A 14,394-nucleotide genomic window follows, 5' to 3' on the forward strand; every position below is an offset into this window, starting at 1 on the left:
TTGAATCAATCTTCCAAAAACATTGATAAATACGATGTTTTTGGAAGATTTACTTTTTATAAAGTGGCAAAGTCGGGTTATAGCATATTAAAAATCAAATAAAGAATTCTCTTTATCTTTTTAAAATACTTTCATAAAATATTGTCTAGCGTAAACAGAGTTAGGTAGTCATATACTATATGCTAATATTTAAATCATATGTGATCTATATTACATTTCTCTATCTATACAAATCACTCTGTTCAATACTATGAAACCGTTTAAATCGTTCGTTTGATTTTGATCCGTGTTCCCACGTAGGGAACAACACAGATCGTAAAACGATAACAACATGTCATTCATATTTCAATCCACGTTCCCGCGTGGGGAACGACACTTTATCACTATACGGCAAACGATGGGGATACCGATATTTCAATCCACGTTCCCGCGTGGGGAACGACGTGTCATACCACCAGTAATAAACCCCTGACCTATGATTTCAATCCACGTTCCCGCGTGGGGAACGACTATGGTCGCATTTGGCGCATCCGCGGTGTTTATCATTTCAATCCACGTTCCCGCGTGGGGAACGACCCGAATTGTTTACAATTTCAAATTCGAGAAGTAAATTTCAATCCACGTTCCCGCGTGGGGAACGACTGGATACGACCTTGATTTATGCAAAGACGTGCAAAATTTCAATCCACGTTCCCGCGTGGGGAACGACGGCGTATGTTAACGGCCAGTGGCTGCCGTGGGTAACATTTCAATCCACGTTCCCGCGTGGGGAACGACCAGTTCCGAACAGACGAGAAGAATTACAAAGTGTTAATTTCAATCCACGTTCCCGCGTGGGGAACGACCTGTTGTAATTGATGCAGCCGCCATTTTCGTTTGATTTCAATCCACGTTCCCGCGTGGGGAACGACGTAGCAGGCGATGTAACCCTGGAATATGAAACGAAATTTCAATCCACGTTCCCGCGTGGGGAACGACATATAGATCTAAGGCTCTTTCCAGCTCTGGTGGATTTCAATCCACGTTCCCGCGTGGGGAACGACGGTTACGACTTTTTCCAGTTCGTCAATAGACGTGTAATTTCAATCCACGTTCCCGCGTGGGGAACGACTTTATGTGCTTGTGTGCCGTTGTGGGAGGATACATTTCAATCCACGTTCCCGCGTGGGGAACGACAGCACGGACTTGATCCTGAAATGATCTGTTCCATATTTCAATCCACGTTCCCGCGTGGGGAACGACGAAAGAGGGGATTGAATTAGCAAATATAAATACTGAATTTCAATCCACGTTCCCGCGTGGGGAACGACGATAATCCTAAGTGATAAGCAAAATGAATACATCAATTTCAATCCACGTTCCCGCGTGGGGAACGACAGACACGTACCTTAAAGATTACGGATTAACATACGAGATTTCAATCCACGTTCCCGCGTGGGGAACGACCTACGCATTGGCTTAAAGCGTTTATTGATGACGATATTTCAATCCACGTTCCCGCGTGGGGAACGACTACACCCTATTGATTAAAGGGTCATATTCCATCTATTTCAATCCACGTTCCCGCGTGGGGAACGACTGCATCAGATTTTCCGTTGATTTTCCGGTAGTATTTATTTCAATCCACGTTCCCGCGTGGGGAACGACCTAACTGTGGTGTCTGTCCGGTACTGTAACCCTATTTCAATCCACGTTCCCGCGTGGGGAACGACGGCAATGTCAAGATCAAGGTTTCCTTTCCAACCAATTTCAATCCACGTTCCCGCGTGGGGAACGACCCCGTCACGCCGATAGGTCAGCTGATAATTAAAAATTTCAATCCACGTTCCCGCGTGGGGAACGACTTGATTTCTTCTACAGTAGGCAAATATAACTTTATTTCAATCCACGTTCCCGCGTGGGGAACGACGCAGGAATGGGATCCGGGGCTAAACAGGCCTTTATTATTTCAATCCACGTTCCCGCGTGGGGAACGACGCAGGAATGGGATCCGGGGCTAAACAGGCCTTTATTATTTCAATCCACGTTCCCGCGTGGGGAACGACGGCGAATTTAATGCACTGCCGGTCTGCGGCATTTGATTTCAATCCACGTTCCCGCGTGGGGAACGACGCTACGGAGAGAAAAAAGAGATCCAGCTCAACATTTCAATCCACGTTCCCGCGTGGGGAACGACGCAGGCGTGGCGGATGACCTGAGCCAGCTGGTAGAATTTCAATCCACGTTCCCGCGTGGGGAACGACGGACGTGAGAGAGGAGGCGAGAAAAAACTTTAAAAATTTCAATCCACGTTCCCGCGTGGGGAACGACGACCAATAAATCTGATCGTAGATACATCGTGAGATTTCAATCCACGTTCCCGCGTGGGGAACGACATAAAGGATCCGCTTTTAAAGACGGAGAGTACAGAATTTCAATCCACGTTCCCGCGTGGGGAACGACACCACGAGGTAGAGCAGAGGGGGAAACTGTCGAATTTCAATCCACGTTCCCGCGTGGGGAACGACGATTGTTGAGCAGAAATTGGACAGGCAGATTGAGAATTTCAATCCACGTTCCCGCGTGGGGAACGACAAAATATCCTCCAGATCTTAAATGACATTCAATCAATTTCAATCCACGTTCCCGCGTGGGGAACGACCTCTTCAAGCCTTGCCTTTTCCTGCATTGCTGAGATTTCAATCCACGTTCCCGCGTGGGGAACGACTTCATTCTTCCCGAAAGCCATGCTTTTTCATTCGGATTTCAATCCACGTTCCCGCGTGGGGAACGACTCTGTCAATTTTGCAAAATACATCACGGACACCATATTTCAATCCACGTTCCCGCGTGGGGAACGACTGAGATGTACTACAACGACAGTGAGGGTAACATAGATTTCAATCCACGTTCCCGCGTGGGGAACGACTAATGTGCACAGCCACATCCATATGCTTAACCGATTTCAATCCACGTTCCCGCGTGGGGAACGACTTTTATAGGACATCAAATCCTTTATGCTACTCTAAATTTCAATCCACGTTCCCGCGTGGGGAACGACGTAATGGTTCATCCCTCGCTTTGCCTGCTCTCGATTTCAATCCACGTTCCCGCGTGGGGAACGACCGATTTTTAGAGAAAGGAAGTGAAATAGTGTACAATTTCAATCCACGTTCCCGCGTGGGGAACGACGCTGTGGTCTTTTGACGGAAAGAACAGCATCCGGATTTCAATCCACGTTCCCGCGTGGGGAACGACAGTAAAAATGGCGCCAATGACTTAAAGCCTTGGATTTCAATCCACGTTCCCGCGTGGGGAACGACTGGAACAGGATATTATTATCCTGGTGGAGGACCGATTTCAATCCACGTTCCCGCGTGGGGAACGACGGAGACTATACCTAACAGCCCTGGAGTAAAAAAATTTCAATCCACGTTCCCGCGTGGGGAACGACAGTTACGACAGGACAGCCTGACAATTCAGATCCAATTTCAATCCACGTTCCCGCGTGGGGAACGACCAGTTGTTCTTGGCGCCGGACTTGCGATAACAGCAGATTTCAATCCACGTTCCCGCGTGGGGAACGACCATATTCTCTTCCATCCTCACTCAAATAGGATCATTTCAATCCACGTTCCCGCGTGGGGAACGACGTTTCCAATCAGCAATCCGTTTGTTGCATCGTAAATTTCAATCCACGTTCCCGCGTGGGGAACGACAAAAATTCTAAAAAAAATGCACCTGTTGACACAGATTTCAATCCACGTTCCCGCGTGGGGAACGACTGGAAGTTGCATTGCTTGCGGTCAATTCGTCCATATTTCAATCCACGTTCCCGCGTGGGGAACGACTCAAATCTTGCACTATCACTACCACAATTTACTCATTTCAATCCACGTTCCCGCGTGGGGAACGACTTAAAAGAGGTTACGTCTGACACACTGGACGGTATTTCAATCCACGTTCCCGCGTGGGGAACGACAAAAATTCTAAAAAAAATGCACCTGTTGACACAGATTTCAATCCACGTTCCCGCGTGGGGAACGACCTAAGCCGATTCCGGTCAGCGTTAAAGCCACCATATTTCAATCCACGTTCCCGCGTGGGGAACGACGTAAGCGATACTTCTACATATCCGTCAGCCGGAATTTCAATCCACGTTCCCGCGTGGGGAACGACCCTAAAGTCGCATGGGAAGATTTCAAACTCATGCTCATTTCAATCCACGTTCCCGCGTGGGGAACGACGATAGATAAAGGGATATGGCGTATTTTTGGGTGATTTCAATCCACGTTCCCGCGTGGGGAACGACACGGCTGCTACTGTAGGGATCGCTGCTTTCGGTATTGATTTCAATCCACGTTCCCGCGTGGGGAACGACAAAAAATCCTTCATCTAACAGATAAGACGCGAGAATTTCAATCCACGTTCCCGCGTGGGGAACGACTCGATGACAGCGGGGACAGTCTGGGTCAGGAAATTATTTCAATCCACGTTCCCGCGTGGGGAACGACGTATTATCGGATTTCTTAATACTCATAGAAAAAATTTCAATCCACGTTCCCGCGTGGGGAACGACCACCGGATAATATTTTTCCATCCATCATTCTCAAATTTCAATCCACGTTCCCGCGTGGGGAACGACCGGCTGTACACGATCATGAGTATAGAGGGTGACGATATTTCAATCCACGTTCCCGCGTGGGGAACGACAGCAATTATTTCCAAAATATTCTCTTATATTTTAGGAATAATCACTAAAAACATTACATAGTAATTATCTTTTGTCTTTCTTTTTCTAAATTTCCTTTTAGCCCTTCTTTCATATTTGTGCACATTTTCAGGTGCGAACCTCCCAGTTAATTTATGTATGCTTGTTATTCGCACTTCAATTACAAGATCAAAGTTTGATCTACCGCCATCCCTTTATCTACGCCTAGATGTTCAACTTTCGTCTGATATTTGTTTCCTAAATAATAGAATCTCAGACTATCAACTTCTTCGTCTATGATTTCTGATAAACTTGCTTTTAACTTGATGCACTGTGCATTATCCAATATACATTCAAACACAGAATTCTGCACTCTTCTTCCATAATTAGTACATTGCTTAGCCACTTTTCTAAGTCTTTTTTGTCCTGCTGCAGTTTCTGTATTGACATCATAAGTTATTAAAACAAGCATCCTTCCACCTCACTTCCACAAGAAAACCGGATACCCATCTAAATCTCCTCTTAAATATCTTGCCAAAAGCATGGCCTGTACATAAGGAACCATTCCCCATTCAATTTTTTCTTTCAAATATGGATGTGTAATGATTTCTTTCTTCTTATTCTGCCATTCTGTTATTACCTTTTTCCTAAGATCATCATTCATCAGAACAGCGCCATTTTCCTTTTTTGAAAACCCTTTGCTGTTAACAATCTTCCTGTTGATTAAAGTAAGAACAAATCGATCTGCCAAAATTGCCCGAAGCTCTTCTATCAGATCTAACGATAAAGAAGCTCTTCCTGGGCGTTCCGTATGCAGATATCCGACATACGGGTCTAATCCCACGCTTTCCAAAGCCGAAGTGATACTATTTGTTAATAATGTATATATAAAGGACAACAGCGCATTTGTATTATCCAGTGGCGGCCTTTTATTTCTTCCATGAAAATAGAAGTCCTTTTTTTGTTGCAGGATAAGCTGATCAAATACACTAAAATAAATACTTGCCGCCTCTCCTTCATAACCTCTTAATTGTTCTTTTGATTGACAGTTCTGGACATTTTTTAATGACTCTTTTAAAAGTGCGGATGCTTTTTTTACATGATCTGTATCAATCTGTAGAGCATGATCTCTTACTGCTCTTTCTAATACCCATCTGGCATTATATATCTTTCCAAGGATACAATTTTTTGCAATTTCAAGACTGATTTGTTCGTTTTTTGCGCTGGCATATTGTTGCTCTCGCAAGATCACATTCCCTTTTACACGTCCAGAAACTCGTGCCAAAAATTTACCCTGCGGAGTGAGGTAACACAGGGAGATATTTTTCTCTGCACATGCTCCCATTAAAGCGGGACTTGTCCCACGGTATCCGAAAGAAATGATTCCTTCCAGGTTGTGAAGCGGTACTCTGCCTTTTTCTTCTTTATCCTCCAGAACAACTACGTTTTCTCCATCCAGAGACAGATAACTGTTTTCAGAAGTAACGTACAATGTATTCAGCAACTTTTTCATTGATCTTCCTCCTTCAAACTCTTTTCTATATACGCTTTTACAGAAACTGTTTTACCCAGTTTCGGAAGACAGATTTCTTTGAGAGAGCAGGCATTGCATGCTTTGCTGTATCGGACTTTTGGTGTGTATTGTCTCCTATAGTAATCGTGCATCTCCTGAAACATGCGAACCACTTCATCTCGCAAATCTTCTGTAATTGCCACTGTTTCACGCCTTCTCGTCTCCCCGTAAAAGATAGCTCCTTCTGGAATTTCCGTACAAAACATTTCTTCCAGACACATGGTTTGCGCCGCAAGCTGCAGTTTGTCTTCTTCTGATAATTTTGGTTTTCCTTTTTTGTACTCCACAGGATATACCGTATACACTCCTCGATGTCCATGCAGTCGTATCCCTTCTTCACTTTTGTGGAACTCTACCAAATCACATTCTCCACTGATTCCCAGCTTTCTCGATGCAACTGGAAGCGCTCTTGCAATGATCATATCCTTTCGTTTCTCTTTCAGGGAAGGATCATGCACTTTTTTATGCATCAATTCCCCTGTAACTGTATGTGCATTTTCCTCCCACTGCTGTTCAATATGAATTAAGGCCCATTGTCTTCTGCAAAACTTAAAATGCTGAATACCTGAAATCATCAGATAGTCATCTTCTGCATATTCCATCAAATCATCCTTTTCACTTCTACTGATTCCGGAATTGTATCATAATGTATATCTACAATGTAATCGTTGTATTTTCTCGGATACTCCACATCTTCTTTTTTCTTTACTTCTACTGCATCAAAAAGCTTATATGCCGGACAATCACCCAGTTCCTTACTATGTTTAAAAACAATCAGCTCACGTACAGACATTTTGCCTCTTGCAGCAGAATGATCAAGTTCAAACATATTTATAATAGCTTCCCACAACAGTTCCAGATCTTCTTCTGAAAATCCAGTTACTCTGCGGGCAAGATTGGCCGACACATATCCTTCTACCCGGTACAAACCATAAGGGACAATACTTTTTCTTCCCATTTCTGTACTTTTATTTTCTGCATCCTTCTCTGTCGTGATTGCAACTCTTGTAATCGTTACTTCCTGGCTGATAACCGGATCGATGCTTCTCGCAAATCCAAGCTGTACCGGTCCTCTTACCTGTCCACAATTTAATGAAGCCTTCACAAAAGTCGTCATGACAGCTCCAAAGGTACGGATATCATAGAAATTCTGGCACATATAATCTCTTAATTTTACATCTGCATCCGGATCACTTCTTTTTAATTTTTTCAAAGCTTCCGTTACCTTCTTTTCATCTGTCTCTTCAATTCCAAGGCTTTCGCATGCTTTTCGGTCACTTCTGTTTAAAGGTACATCTTCTTTGATATAAATCTGATATCCCGGCGCATCTTCTTTTACAGTCTCGACATAATTTCTGATCTTGCGCTTCAGGCATACATCAGTTACAAGGCCAAGACCGCTCTCCGGATCGATTCTTGGCATATTCCCTGCATCTGGGTCTCCATTTGGATTGCCATTTTCCACATCAAACAATACTACAAATTCATATCTGTTTTTGATTGTCTCTCCCATTTACTTATCCTCTCTTTTCTCGTATTTTTTTTGTACCTGATGGTAATATCCTAAAATAAATTTTCCCTGTTCTTCCAGTGAAAGCCTCCTTGGGAATTCTGTCATATTTCCCATAATTTCTGTCAGCAATTTCTCGTAATAGATTTTCGCGCTGCTTTTCTCACGTTCCAGTTTTTTCATATGGCTGTTTTTCAGTTTAATCAGAACCGGAAATACTGATGCCGGTGTGGCACATGCCGAATTAAAATATCTGTCCCGGATTGTGGACTTAATTCCCTGATTGGTATCCATCTGAATGGATTCCAGTACAGAAAACAAACGTCCAAGCTGATATGCCACTTCCTGGCTTTCTGCATTTAATCCCATATACTTCTCTCCTTCCTTCCAACAATAATTTAGTATTAAATATGCCTTAATAATTCCTGCTCTTCCCCATGTCACATTGCCCTGTTCGGCACGGATCCGAATCAGAACATCCGTATAAAGACTCGCCGGATACTTTGTCCCTGCTAAAATAGCCTGCAGCGTCATTGCTGCCATATTCGGCACCGGGGACTTGTCCTTTGATTTTTGATTCACTGTTTCAGCAAGCATATCCCGAATTCCCATATATCCATGAGTTACCCAGGATGGCTTTACCACATTCATTCTCTCATAATGCACGGCAAGATGACTTAAAATCGTTCCGAACGTATTCTCATAGAAAAATCTTACAGACAAACGCGCCGCATTAGGTGCCAGGGCCAAAATATAAAACTTCTGCTCCGGATTCAGCCGAATACCTCCCACATCTACCTGCTTGTTTTCTTTTAGATTTTTAAAAATGTCTCTGATTTCATTCTGATTCTCTGGCTTTTGATCCAGAAGATAGGCAAATGCATCCTGATACTGTTTTTTCCCGCTTTCTGCCCAGTACACAATCATAGAATCTCCAAGCTGAAAGCGACCTTCCCTCTGGCTCAGAAGATAATTCAATGCCGTCGTGTATGCGAACTCAGCATATCTCCCAACCGGGGCATTATAACTTTGTTCCTTACCATAAGATTCAAAAGCCGGCGCATTAAAGGAAACCAGCGCTGCTCCGCTGGACTGAGCTCCCGGCACTCCTTTGATCGTCTTGTGAATTCTGGAAATTCCTGATCTTTTTCCCGTCACAAGGCAGACACCTGTTTCGACATCCTTTGACAATTTCTCTCTTGACTGTTCCCAGGCCTCTGCAATCGCTGGATCATCCTGCGCATGCCGTATTGCTTCCATGCAGAAAATCAGATTCCCTCCATCTGTAATATCTTCCCATCTTTCCTGAACTTCGTTACAGTTTTTGGCTTCTTTGGGATCCCACGTTTCAAAAAATCTCCGTACTGCCTCAGCCATCTCTCCTTCTACGCCTTGAAGCAGGGACAGATGACGTTCTTTAGCTGCTTCGAAACAATCCTCTATTCTTTGATTCGTTCCTTCGGCGTCAATTCCCAAAAGATACTTGGAATTATCGCATAAAAAATTTGCTGAAATGCCGGATGACCGTGTGACCATCTCCGGTACTTTGATCATAATTGGTGCTAAAACGGTCTTTTTACCTCTCGGTTCCTCTTTCTTCAAAGTAAGGATTCCCGTAATTTTCCCTTCTTTCGACAAATTTATTGCATAGGAAACCTTTGCTTTGCACCATCCCTCCTGGTCTACCTTGCCCTGTTCCAGAAGGTCTTCGTAATAATTTACCAGTGCCTGCAAAATCATCGTACCACCTCGCAGTCTGTTAAGTCCAAAATACCACGTTTCATAACAGCTCTGAAAAACATAGGCTCAATATGATTAAGATCTGAATAATCCATATCGTAAAGCATAAAGCCCAGATCCTTCTCTTCTACAGTATCATAGGCAGTCCTGATTTCTTCGTCCCCGCACAGGCAGAAATGCGCCGGGAATTCCCTGCATCCAAAATATGGCATATGAAAGCACTCTCCTCTTTTCAAGCGTCTCATAATTATATCTTTGAATTTACCTGGATTATCGGATGCATTCGCCCGATCTGTCATTTCAAAATGGGCTTCAATCACATACTCTACATCCCGGAGAATCAGCGATGCTCTTTGAACTATATCTGCTTTACTGCTGATATACAGAGGCTTATCCGATCCATTATACGCCTGAAGAACACTGCTGGCTAAAATTTTACTCTTTACTTCATTACGACGTACGCTGGTAAATTGAATAGGATTAACCACATGGATCTTATCAATTACCCACCGCATTCCAGGATGCCAGTAGATTGCTTCCAGAATTCCTCTTGCTGCAGACGGTGTCATAACATCATAAGAGCAACGTTCTACTTTCATTTCGGGTCTCGAAAAAAGGGCATAGTCTCCCCAGACCTTCACTTTTACGCCTACCCCCATAGTCGGTCCTCCTTTCGTTTCATCTACAAAACCACTCCTTCCTCATAGCATGCCGCTATATAATCTCTTGGTTGATAATAAAAATCAGTATTATAATCTGAAATTTGTGCATCGATCCATGAATGATAGACTTCCCATAGTCCTTTCATCAGCTCTGAATCTTCATAGGCATCTTCAATCAATCTTTCGTACACTTCCCCGATATCCCAATAATCGGGGACAGTGTAATGACACATTTTCACGTTATCAAAATCGCCTCCTGTAATCCCTGCTTCCTCTATAAATTCATCCGCTGTTTTCTCGATCGGCTCACAGTGAAATACATCCGCATACTCGTAAATTCTTTTGATTCGCTCTTTTCCCAGATAATCTGTTACTTCTTCCCTTTTCCTCTTTACTGTCCTTCCGATAAATTCAATCAAACTGCATGTATAAAAAAGAGCATTATTATTTTTGCTTCCCATATACAACCTCACTTCCAATGAAATCTGTATCTTTATAGTCACTATAGCACTTCTAATCCAAAAAATCAACCGCAATTTATTTTATGTTGCGTAAATTTTATTGAAATCAATTTTAATTCTCCAACTTTTTTATAATGAAATTCTCACATATATTTGGTATACTATTTTCGTCAGGGAATTCCTGTGGATTGAAATAATAATATTTGCCGCAAGAAGCAAAGTAGCGGTGTAAAAGTCTGGAAATCTTCGGATTCCACTTTTACACCGCTGCCTCTTTTTCTCCATCATTTACATCCAGACTGCTGTCCCGGATTCTATCCCCAGATCCAGTCCCATGTCTTCCGTATATTGTTCCTCTGATACAAGCTCCACGAAATCATTAATATCTCCCGAAATTTCTCGAAGCATTCCTGCTCCTCGAAGTTTCTCTATATCATTGGCATACAACTGAACACAATATTGCCCTGCTCTTCGCATGGTTCTCTTTGTATATCCCTGGTTTTTGATCTGTTGAAGAATTTCTTTTGCTTCCGGCTCTCTACTGATAAAAATTGTCGTTGTATCTTCTTCGATCAGTTTAAATTTTTTAGCTGCTGTTGCGAACTGATAATTTTTATTTTGAAAGAGCCCAAGAATGTTCTTTTTATCAAGGTTCGTCCCCTCAAGATGATAAAGGGAATGAAAATACTGCTGAATTCCATCCAGGGACGAAATATCTTTTCCATCTGCAATCAGCACTTTTGATATATCTATCTGCCGCTGTTGTCCCGGAACATTTTCTTTTTGATCGAATTGAAAAATAGAGACAATGCTGTCTTCCACATCTCGTTTTCCTTCTCGATTGCATCGTCCTGCTGCCTGTATCATAGAGTCAACTCCTGACAGCTGCCTGTATACAGAGCGAAAATCAAGATCCACCCCTGCTTCCACAAGACTGGTAGAAATCAAAATACAGCGTTTCCCTTCTTTCAAACATTTTCTGATTGTTTCCAGTATCTGCCTCCTGTGCTTTGGATACATAGTTGTGGACAAATGGAAGACCCCATCTCCTTCCATTTTCTTATATAAACTCTGCGCCCTCTTTTTTGTATTTACAATGCATAGAGCCTGATATTCTCCCTTTAATTTTTCTATCAGCTCTTCTTCTCTTATCTTTCCAAGATTCTCAAAAGATGCTCTTTTAAAAAAGCGAAATTGCTCCTGTACTCTCGGACAGAGTTCTGTCATTTTTATATTCGTCCGAAGCAGGGATTGCAGAGCCGGCTGCGTGGCCGTACAGAGTACGATGCTTGATCGAAATTGATTTACCAGTTCTTCCATCACTGCAAGACAAGGCTTTAAGTAGTCTGTTGGCAGCATCTGCGCTTCATCAAAAATGATGACACTATTAGCGATGTTATGCAATTTCCGACACTTCGAAGATCTATTCGAAAATAAAGATTCAAAAAACTGTACATTAGTCGTAACAACAACCGGCTTGTCCCAGTTTTCTGCCGCAAGCTGCATCATCTTTAATTCCTCTGTACTCTCATAATCGACATTGTAGTGATTTTCCAATACATTCTGTTCCCCAAGAATTTTCCGAAACACTTCTGCATTTTGTTCGATAATGCTTGTATAAGGAATAACATAGATCACTCGATCCATCTTATTTTTCACAGCATGCTTTAATGCAAAAGCCAACGATGCAATCGTCTTTCCACCCCCTGTAGGTACAGTGAGTTGAAACACCCCTCTTTCCTTTTTTCCACAAGAAAGGCAATGTTTCAAAATCTCCGTTCTTCTGCCATTTACAGACTCTAATTCCTTATTCCCCATCCAGTCTGTAATATATGTTTCCAGCCTTTCTAAAAGGATCTCCATCTTTTCTCCAGAATCTCTCTGTACCTCGCCATTCGACATGAAACTTTCGGTATCAAGAAAATCTGCATCTACAAGGCAGGAATAAATCATTCGAAGCAGCATACTAATAGAAAAATCTGGATCTGACGTCTTTTGCGGATCAAAAGGAAGTTCACTCAATTCCGGAATTTCAATTTCACTTTTGTATGCATCGTAGATTTCGATTTTTTTCTTCTTTCTCCCCTCTAATGTAGGTGCCGATCCAGTGTCGGATGAACCCCCGCAGTCCGGCATTCCGGCATGATGTCCTGCAATGCAGTATCCCAGGAACGGATACCATCGACCTTCTTCAAAACAAGTTTTCATCCCAGCTGTAGAATGATCTACTTGTTTTCCAGTATTGTTTTTAATTTTGTCCTGGAACGCATCCGAATATTTTCCAATATCATGAAGCAAACCACAGGCATACCCCCACTCTCTCTTCCCGAAATGGTCTGCATAATCACCTGCAATTGTTGCGGTCTGCTCTAAATGTTCTTTGACAGTTTGCTTTCTTTCTCCATCAACATGTGCCAAATATTCCATAGGCCTCTCCTTACTCTGTCTTTGTATCAGCCAGATCATTTATGATCTCCCGATACCCCGGATATCCATACGCGCTTTCAGCGCTCTTCGCAGCATTAATGATTGCTTCGCTCATGACTTCCGCCGCGAGTGTTCCGACCAGATCCTGATCTGCCAGGATTTCCCCTGTGGATACCGCATAGATACTGTCTCCATCTGCTGTCGTATGAACCGGACGGATGGATCTTGCGTAACCGTCATGAGCCATTCCGGCAATCTTGCAGAGCGCAGACTTCTCAAACTTTGCGTTGGTGATAATTACTCCGATTGTAGTATTTCCTGTGAATTTATTCTCCACCACTTCTGTGCTGGCATACATTAACTCTTCTGTCACACGGAACGACCGATGATCTTCCGAGAGAAGCCCTGCCAGTTTCATTCCGGTTTTCCAGTCATAGATATCTCCAAGGGCATTCACTGCAACAATGGCACCGACCTGTAATGCTCCGATCTGGACAGCATAGCTTCCGATTCCGGACTTCATGCAGCAATCCATTCCTGCAAATTTGCCAACGGTTGCACCGCATCCTGCTCCGAAATTTCCATCCTGATAATTTCCCCGTTCTGCATTCAGGCACGCTTTATATCCCATCTCTGCATCCGGACGGACCAATGCGTCTCCCACGGTCAGATCAAACAGATCCGCCTGACAGACCAACGGTACTTTCGTAACACCGACATCAAATCCAATATCATGTTCTTCCAGATAGCGCATCACTCCATCAGCCGCGCCAAGGCCAAAAGCGCTGCCGCCTGCAAGGACGATACCGTGAATCGCGTTTGCTGACGCAAGCGGTTTCAGAAGCTCCGATTCTCTTGATGCCGGTCCTCCTCCCCGCACATCCAGTCCTGCACACATTCCCTGCCCGGACTCTGACAGAATGACCGTACATCCGGTTCCTGCTTCTTTGTTTTCCGTCTGTCCAATCCGGATTCCTTTGATATCTGTAATTGTTATTTCCTTTTTCATCATCTTCTCCTTTTACTGCGATTCCTGCTCCAGACCTGCCATAAACAGCTCGTAAAAATCGTCTTCACCCGCCAGCATCGGGGAATTTTCCCCTCCGCCGTTGGTACTTCGCTTCATTGCCGCATGGAATTCTTCTCCCGCACATATCAGATCCATCTCATAAATTTCATATCCCAGTTCCCGGCAGGTTCTACAGAACGCGCCAAAGGGATCTTTCTCCTGTCTCGTTGCGAGAAGCTGCCTCCGGACTTTAGGATCATGAAATGCCCGGTGCTGGAGTGCATCCAACAATTCAACACAACTTGCCATTTTATCTTTTCTC

General features: G+C 43.4%; 10 protein-coding genes and 1 CRISPR repeat array. All 10 genes read right to left on the reverse strand.

Going from position 1 to position 14,394, the window contains the following annotated elements:
* The first annotated feature begins 276 nt into the window (after positions 1 to 276).
* Positions 277 to 4,692: direct repeats of the CRISPR family, unit length 32 nt; unit sequence ATTTCAATCCACGTTCCCGCGTGGGGAACGAC.
* A gap of 179 nt (positions 4,693 to 4,871) precedes the next feature.
* The 10 genes from cas2 to FGQ85_RS00975 all read right to left on the reverse strand — a co-directional run bounded on the left by cas2 (position 4,872) and on the right by FGQ85_RS00975 (position 14,381).
* On the reverse strand, positions 4,872 to 5,162 hold the full coding sequence (gene cas2 / locus FGQ85_RS00930; protein WP_087168559.1) for a CRISPR-associated endonuclease Cas2: 291 nt from the start codon (positions 5,160 to 5,162) through the stop codon (positions 4,872 to 4,874).
* Positions 5,163 to 5,171: 9 nt separating this feature from the next.
* Positions 5,172 to 6,203 (reverse strand): type I-C CRISPR-associated endonuclease Cas1c, encoded by a 1,032-nt coding sequence (cas1c, locus tag FGQ85_RS00935; protein ID WP_087168560.1) that lies wholly within the window; start codon positions 6,201 to 6,203, stop codon positions 5,172 to 5,174.
* Positions 6,200 to 6,865 (reverse strand): CRISPR-associated protein Cas4, encoded by a 666-nt coding sequence (gene cas4 / locus FGQ85_RS00940; RefSeq protein WP_087168561.1) that lies wholly within the window; start codon positions 6,863 to 6,865, stop codon positions 6,200 to 6,202. Before cas4 ends, cas1c begins: the two co-directional genes overlap by 4 nt.
* On the reverse strand, positions 6,865 to 7,776 hold the full coding sequence (gene cas7c, locus FGQ85_RS00945) for a type I-C CRISPR-associated protein Cas7/Csd2 (RefSeq protein ID WP_087168562.1): 912 nt from the start codon (positions 7,774 to 7,776) through the stop codon (positions 6,865 to 6,867). Before cas7c ends, cas4 begins: the two co-directional genes overlap by 1 nt.
* The gene (gene cas8c / locus FGQ85_RS00950; protein ID WP_087168563.1) at positions 7,777 to 9,513 is read right to left on the reverse strand and encodes a type I-C CRISPR-associated protein Cas8c/Csd1; all 1,737 of its coding nucleotides are present in this window, start codon (positions 9,511 to 9,513) and stop codon (positions 7,777 to 7,779) included. It abuts the gene before it with no gap.
* Positions 9,510 to 10,172, reverse strand: a complete 663-nt coding sequence (cas5c, locus tag FGQ85_RS00955; protein WP_087168564.1) for a type I-C CRISPR-associated protein Cas5c — start codon at positions 10,170 to 10,172, stop codon at positions 9,510 to 9,512. Before cas5c ends, cas8c begins: the two co-directional genes overlap by 4 nt.
* Before the next feature lie 23 nt (positions 10,173 to 10,195).
* Positions 10,196 to 10,636 carry a hypothetical protein gene (locus FGQ85_RS00960; protein ID WP_087168565.1) on the reverse strand — a complete coding sequence of 147 codons (441 nt, stop codon included), beginning with the start codon at positions 10,634 to 10,636 and terminating at the stop codon, positions 10,196 to 10,198.
* Positions 10,637 to 10,924: 288 nt separating this feature from the next.
* A complete protein-coding gene (cas3, locus tag FGQ85_RS00965) occupies positions 10,925 to 13,063 on the reverse strand; it encodes a CRISPR-associated helicase Cas3' (protein WP_138372428.1) in 2,139 nt (712 codons plus the stop codon).
* A 10-nt stretch (positions 13,064 to 13,073) separates the two neighbouring features.
* Positions 13,074 to 14,072, reverse strand: a complete 999-nt coding sequence (locus FGQ85_RS00970; protein ID WP_138372429.1) for a P1 family peptidase — start codon at positions 14,070 to 14,072, stop codon at positions 13,074 to 13,076.
* A 12-nt stretch (positions 14,073 to 14,084) separates the two neighbouring features.
* On the reverse strand, positions 14,085 to 14,381 hold the full coding sequence (locus FGQ85_RS00975; protein WP_087168568.1) for a hypothetical protein: 297 nt from the start codon (positions 14,379 to 14,381) through the stop codon (positions 14,085 to 14,087).
* Positions 14,382 to 14,394 lie beyond the last annotated feature (13 nt).

The organism is Pseudoflavonifractor sp. BSD2780061688st1 E11 (assembly GCF_005844125.1).
Taxonomy (GTDB): domain Bacteria; phylum Bacillota; class Clostridia; order Lachnospirales; family Lachnospiraceae; genus Sellimonas; species Sellimonas catena.

Bases quoted from the DNA above. Each gene is read 5' to 3' on its own strand.
- FGQ85_RS00975 (WP_087168568.1), bottom strand. From the start codon at position 14,381: ATGGCAAGTTGTGTTGAATTGTTGGATGCACTCCAGCACCGGGCATTT.
- FGQ85_RS00960 (WP_087168565.1), bottom strand. From the start codon at position 10,636: ATGGGAAGCAAAAATAATAATGCTCTTTTTTATACATGCAGTTTGATT.
- cas8c (WP_087168563.1), bottom strand. From the start codon at position 9,513: ATGATTTTGCAGGCACTGGTAAATTATTACGAAGACCTTCTGGAACAG.
- cas7c (WP_087168562.1), bottom strand. From the start codon at position 7,776: ATGGGAGAGACAATCAAAAACAGATATGAATTTGTAGTATTGTTTGAT.
- cas4 (WP_087168561.1), bottom strand. From the start codon at position 6,865: ATGGAATATGCAGAAGATGACTATCTGATGATTTCAGGTATTCAGCAT.
- cas2 (WP_087168559.1), bottom strand. From the start codon at position 5,162: ATGCTTGTTTTAATAACTTATGATGTCAATACAGAAACTGCAGCAGGA.
- cas5c (WP_087168564.1), bottom strand. From the start codon at position 10,172: ATGGGGGTAGGCGTAAAAGTGAAGGTCTGGGGAGACTATGCCCTTTTT.
- cas1c (WP_087168560.1), bottom strand. From the start codon at position 6,203: ATGAAAAAGTTGCTGAATACATTGTACGTTACTTCTGAAAACAGTTAT.
- FGQ85_RS00970 (WP_138372429.1), bottom strand. From the start codon at position 14,072: ATGAAAAAGGAAATAACAATTACAGATATCAAAGGAATCCGGATTGGA.
- cas3 (WP_138372428.1), bottom strand. From the start codon at position 13,063: ATGGAATATTTGGCACATGTTGATGGAGAAAGAAAGCAAACTGTCAAA.